A 4987-nucleotide genomic window follows, 5' to 3' on the forward strand; every position below is an offset into this window, starting at 1 on the left:
CCCCCCCCCCCCCCCCCCCCCCCCCCCCCCCCCCCCCCACACCGCACCCCCCCCGCAGCCTCCGACCCGCATAAGCCACACCCCCGGATGTGCCGGCGCAATCCCGGCGCGCTGTTCGGCGGCGTGGTCGCGTTCGGCGCAGTGGTGGTCGTCTCGATGAACGCCCTCGGCTACCAGAACGGGCGCCACCCGGCCCCGATCCTGCCAAAGATCGTGATCCGCCAAGATGCGATGAGCAAGGATGCGGTGAGCAAGGATGCCGCGAGAAAGGACCCCGCCGCGAGGTCGGTACCTGAGAAGGTCGCCGATGCCGACCGGCCGGCCGAGACGGCGCGCACGCCTCTCAAGGCAGCAGAGGCCGCCAGGCCCGCCGCCCGCGATCCGATCGCCGACCTGATCCGATCCGACGAGACGACCGCTTCGGTGACGCCCAAGAGTGCCGTCGCGCCGCCCAAGCCGCAGCCGGCGGTGATGCAGGCGCAGAAGGCCTTGTCGAAGCTCGGCTACGGCCCGCTCAAGGCCGACGGGCTGATGGGAGCGACCACCCGCGCGGCGATCGAGAAGTTCGAGCGCGACCGCAAGCTGCCGGTGAAGGGCGAGGCCGCTGGCCGCACGCTTCGCGAGCTCGCCGCCCGCGCGGCCCTGCCCCCGGCCTGATTGCATCGCGGTCCGGCGCTGCGCATGCCCGGCGCGCATCCGCACCGGGAGGGTCCATGCCGCGCCTGCGCTCCGATTTCTGGGTTTCGGCCCATCTGCGGCGACTGGCCGTCGAGGGGATCTCCGCGGTGCAGCGCCGCCGGGGCGCGGCGGAGGCCGGCGCGATCTTCGTCAAGGTCGATCGCCTCGACGGCCGCGCCGACCTCTACGGGCCGGCGCCGCAAGCGCTGTTCGAGGACGAGGATACCGGCGGGCGTCGCTTCGTGGCGATGGTCTCGGAGGGCACGCCGCTCGATGCGGAGGAGCGCCTGACCAAGGAGATCCGGTTCGATTCCGACCTGTGGATCATCGAGATCGACGATCGCGAGGGCCGCCATCTCCTCGATCTCGCCGAGTAGAGCCGGCCGACGTTTTTCCAGGATCCGCCCGGGAGGCGGCGTCTCAGGCGGTCTCTCCGGCGAGCCGTCGCCCGGCGCGGTCCCGGCCGATCAGCGGCAGCAGGCCCGCAAGGTCGGGCCCGTGCTCCAGCCCCGTGAGCGCCAGGCGCAGCGGCATGAACAGCGCCTTGCCCTTGGCGCCGGTCCGCTCGCGGATCGTCGTCGTCCAGGCCTTCCAGGTTTCGGGTCCGTAGGGTTCGGGCGGAAGGGTGTCGAGGGCCGCCGCCGTCACGGCGGCGTCTGCGATCACCGGTGTCACCGGCCCGGCCACCACCCCCCACCAGTCCCGGACCTCGTCGATCCTGTGCAGGTTGGCCCGCACCGCGAGCCACAGCGGCTCGGCGACCGCGGCCGGGATGCCGAGCGCGTCCAGGCGCTCGGCGGCGTCGGCGAAGGGCATCGCGTGCAGGATGCGGGCGTTGAGCCCGTCGAGCTCGTGCGGGTCGAACTTTGCCGGCGCCCGCGAGATGTGGGCGAGGTCGACGAGGCCGGCGAGCTCGTCCAGCGTCGCGACGGCGCGGACCGCCTCCGCCGATCCGGTCAGCACGGCGAGCGAGCGGACGGCGGCCGGCTCGTAGCCCGCCTCGCGCAAGGACCGCAGCGAGAGGTGGCCGAGGCGCTTGGAAAGCCCCTCCCCGTCCGCCGTGGTCAGCAGGTTGTGGTGGCCGAAGATCGGCAGCGTCGCCGCCAGCGCCTCGAAGATCTGCACCTGAACGCCGGTGTTGGTGACGTGGTCTTCGCCGCGGATCACGTGGGTGACGCCGAGGTCGGCGTCGTCGACCACCGAGGGCAGCGTGTAGAGGTAGCTGCCGTCGGCCCGCACCAGCACCGGGTCCGAGAGCGAGGCGCAGTCGACATGGGCCTCGCCGCGGACGAGGTCGTCCCAGGCGACGACGCGCGGCTCGAGCTTGAAGCGCCAATGCGGGATGCGGCCCTCGGCCTCCATCGCCGCCCGCTCGTTGGCGGTGAGGGCGAGCGCGGCGCGGTCGTAGATCGGCGGCAGGCCGCGGCCGAGCTGGCGCTTGCGCCGCCGCTCCAGCTCCTCCGACGTCTCGTAGCAGGGATAGAGTCGGCCGAACGCCTTCAACCTGTCGGCGGCCGCGTCGTAGATCGCGGTCCGGTCGGATTGGCGGGCGCGTAGATCCGGCACGATGCCGAGCCAGGCGAGGTCGGTCTCGATCGCCTCGGCGAAGGCCTCGGTCGAGCGTTCGCGGTCGGTGTCGTCCAGCCGGAGCAGGAAGCGGCCGCCGCGCGCGCGGGCGAACAGCGCGTTCAGCAGCGCCGGGCGCGCATTGCCGATGTGGAGGAAGCCGGTCGGAGACGGCGCGAAGCGGACGAGAGGAGCCATGCTGGGCTCATAACCCCCAATCGACCCGCTCGGCCACAGCCCGTCGGACGGAGGGAGCCGCACGCCCCGCGAGGACCGATGGAAACGCGCGTCGGGTTTCGCGGTTGAAGACCTGTGTCGTTCGACCGGCTGCGCGCAGCGCGGCGTCCACTATCCAGGGAGATCACCCTCCGATGCGATCGATTCTCCTCGCCACCGTCGTCGCCGCGGCGACGCCGGCCTTCGCCCAGAGCAACGCACCGGCACCGATCCGCCAGCCGAACCCGCCTCAGCAGGTCGCGCCGGGCACGCCGCCGGGCACCGTCGCGGTTCCGGGTGGCGCCACCAACAGCGGCTCCGGGGCCGGCGCCGTGGTCGCGCCGACCGGCACCGGCGCGGCGACGGTCACGACGGATTCCGCGGCGGGCGGCAACGCCGACCAGCCCGAGCGCGGCGTTCCCCAGATGGGCCGCGGCGGCGGCGGCAACGCCGGCGGCCAGTAGGGCCCGAGGCGGTTTTCCGATCGGAGCCGGCGCGGCCGTCGACATTGGTGGGCGGTCGCGCCGGTTCTGCAGCTTGACGCCGCCGCCTACCCCGCCCTAGAAGGCCCTCGTCCCGGGATCGAAGGCGCCAGCGCCAGTCGCCCCGGTCGCGGCGACAGCGTGTCGCCTCGCGGTACGGACGGTTAGCACAGCGGTAGTGCGTTCCCTTCACACGGGAAAGGTCGCAGGTTCGATCCCTGCACCGTCCACCATTCTCTCCCGCATTGCCGTCACGGCATGGTTCGACGCGCGGCGAGCGCTCGTGCGTGCCAGCCCGAGCGCTCGGAATCGTCGGGAGCCGCATCGCTTCCCCCGCAGAGGAGGGAGCAAGCTGGCGAGGGTCAGTTGTTCGCGGTCCGGAACGTGTCGCAGGACTTCGTCTGGCCGCTCTTGTAGCCGTTCATGAACCAGCGCTGGCGCTGCTCGGACGAGCCGTGGGTGAACGAATCCGGCACGGCGTAGCCTTGGCTCTGCTTCTGCAGCTTGTCGTCGCCGATCGCGCTCGCCGCGTTCATCGCCTCGTCGATGTCGCCCTGCTCGAGCGCGTTGTACTTGTCGTTGGAGTTCTTGGCCCAGACGCCGGCGAGGCAGTCGGCCATCAGCTCGATCCGCACGGAGAGCGCGTTGGCGTCTCGCTTCGAGGACGCCTGCTGCTGCCGGGCCTGCACCTTGCCGAGGATGCCGAGGACGTCCTGCACGTGGTGGCCGACCTCGTGGGCGATGACGTAGGCGTAGGCGAAGTCGCCCTTCACGCCGAACTTCTGCTCCATCTCCTTGAAGAAGCCCGTGTCGAGATAGACCTTCTTGTCGAGCGGGCAGTAGAACGGGCCCATCGCGGCCTGGGCCGAGCCGCAGCCGCTGCGGGTGCCGCCGGTGTAGAGCACCATCGTCGTCGGGGTGTACTGCTTGCCGGTCTGGTTCGGCAGGATCTGGCTCCATACGTCCTCGGTGTTGCCGAGGATCTTGGAGGCGAAGCGGCCGCTGTCGTCGGTCGGCGCGGTCTTGCGGCGCGTCTGGGTCTGCGGATCGGCCGGCTCCTCGCGCTGGCTGCCGCCGCCACGGGTGATCTGCTCGGCGCCCCCCATCAGGATCGCCGGGTTGATGCCCGTGACCCAGCTGATGATCAGGATGACGACGATCGCGCCGATGCCGAGGCCGCCGGCGCCGCCGCCCGGAAAGCCCATCCCGCCACCGCCGCCCTCGCCGCGACGATCCTCGACGTTGTCCGAACTCCGAAAATCGTCCCAGCGCATGGTCTCGACCGCCACTCGTTCTCACGACGCCGTTATCGCGAGTCGCAGGGTAATGACACAGGCCGAAGGACGGTTCCGCCGGAACGGTCAAGCTTTTCCGTCGAGCGCGGTGCGCAGCAGCCGGAAATCGCGCCAGGCGAGCCGCTTCTGCATCGGCTGCCGCAGCAGGTAGGCCGGGTGCAGGGTGGCGAGGGCCCGCACGGTGCGGTGAGGCATCGCGTAGGGGTAGAACCGCCCGCGCGCCTTCAGGATGCCGTCCTTGGTGCCGGTGATCGCCTTCGTCGCCGGGCTGCCGAGGCAGACGATGATGTCGGGGTCGGCCAGCTCGATCTGGCGCTCCAGGAACGGCCGGCACACGGCCAATTCCTGGATCGTCGGCTCGCGGTTGCCCGGCGGCCGCCAGGGCACCACGTTGGCGACGTAGGCCTTGGTCCGGTCGAGGCCGATCGCCGCCATCATCCGGTCGAGCAGCTGGCCCGAGCGGCCCATAAACGGCTTGCCGATGCGGTCCTCGTCGGCGCCGGGCGCCTCGCCGATGAACATGAGCTTCGCGGCCGGATTGCCGTCGGCGAAGACGAGGTTCTTCGCGGTGAACTTCAGCGGGCAGGCGTCGAAGGTCGCCATCAACGCCTCGAGCTCCTCGAGCGTCCCGACATCCTTCGCCCGTGCCCGCGCATCGATCGCCGCATCCTCGGGCTTCGCCGATGCCGACTGCCCGTAGGTGCGCGGCGCAGCCTTCTCGGGCGCCGGCGGCGGATCGCCTCGCGGCGG

Annotated in this window: 6 protein-coding genes and 1 tRNA gene; 4 read left to right on the forward strand and 3 right to left on the reverse strand. The window is 71.6% G+C overall.

Annotated elements, in window-relative coordinates; genetic code table 11:
• Positions 1-87 precede the first annotated feature (87 nt).
• Both FV223_RS19770 and FV223_RS19775 read left to right on the forward strand, forming a co-directional pair.
• Positions 88-657 carry a peptidoglycan-binding domain-containing protein gene (locus FV223_RS19770; RefSeq protein ID WP_246689733.1) on the forward strand — a complete coding sequence of 190 codons (570 nt, stop codon included), beginning with the start codon at positions 88-90 and terminating at the stop codon, positions 655-657.
• A 56-nt stretch (positions 658-713) separates the two neighbouring features.
• Positions 714-1055 carry a DUF1491 family protein gene (locus FV223_RS19775; protein ID WP_147728606.1) on the forward strand — a complete coding sequence of 114 codons (342 nt, stop codon included), beginning with the start codon at positions 714-716 and terminating at the stop codon, positions 1053-1055.
• 43 nt (positions 1056-1098) lie between these two features.
• On the opposite strand, the gene gltX is transcribed toward FV223_RS19775, so the two are convergent.
• A complete protein-coding gene (gene gltX, locus FV223_RS19780) occupies positions 1099-2442 on the reverse strand; it encodes a glutamate--tRNA ligase (RefSeq protein WP_147728607.1) in 1344 nt (447 codons plus the stop codon).
• A 173-nt stretch (positions 2443-2615) separates the two neighbouring features.
• Between gltX and FV223_RS19785 the strand changes: the two genes are divergently transcribed.
• Both FV223_RS19785 and FV223_RS19790 read left to right on the forward strand, forming a co-directional pair.
• The gene (locus FV223_RS19785; protein ID WP_147728608.1) at positions 2616-2924 is read left to right on the forward strand and encodes a hypothetical protein; all 309 of its coding nucleotides are present in this window, start codon (positions 2616-2618) and stop codon (positions 2922-2924) included.
• Positions 2925-3100: 176 nt separating this feature from the next.
• Positions 3101-3175: transfer RNA gene (locus FV223_RS19790), tRNA-Val, on the forward strand.
• A 129-nt stretch (positions 3176-3304) separates the two neighbouring features.
• Here the strand turns inward: FV223_RS19790 and FV223_RS19795 are convergent.
• Entirely contained in the window at positions 3305-4216 is a 912-nt protein-coding gene (locus FV223_RS19795) for a neutral zinc metallopeptidase (protein WP_147728610.1), read from the reverse strand.
• Between the two features lie 87 nt (positions 4217-4303).
• The coding region (locus FV223_RS19800; RefSeq protein WP_147728609.1) for a uracil-DNA glycosylase at positions 4304-4987 on the reverse strand (684 nt) is incomplete at its 5' end.

It is taken from the genome of Methylobacterium sp. WL116 (assembly GCF_008039455.1).
Classification (GTDB): domain Bacteria; phylum Pseudomonadota; class Alphaproteobacteria; order Rhizobiales; family Beijerinckiaceae; genus Methylobacterium.

Coding starts and splice junctions, on each gene's coding strand:
- gltX (WP_147728607.1), bottom strand. CDS start 2,442: ATGGCTCCTCTCGTCCGCTTCGCGCCGTCTCCGACCGGCTTCCTCCAC.
- FV223_RS19770 (WP_246689733.1), top strand. CDS start 88: ATGTGCCGGCGCAATCCCGGCGCGCTGTTCGGCGGCGTGGTCGCGTTC.
- FV223_RS19785 (WP_147728608.1), top strand. CDS start 2,616: ATGCGATCGATTCTCCTCGCCACCGTCGTCGCCGCGGCGACGCCGGCC.
- FV223_RS19775 (WP_147728606.1), top strand. CDS start 714: ATGCCGCGCCTGCGCTCCGATTTCTGGGTTTCGGCCCATCTGCGGCGA.
- FV223_RS19795 (WP_147728610.1), bottom strand. CDS start 4,216: ATGCGCTGGGACGATTTTCGGAGTTCGGACAACGTCGAGGATCGTCGC.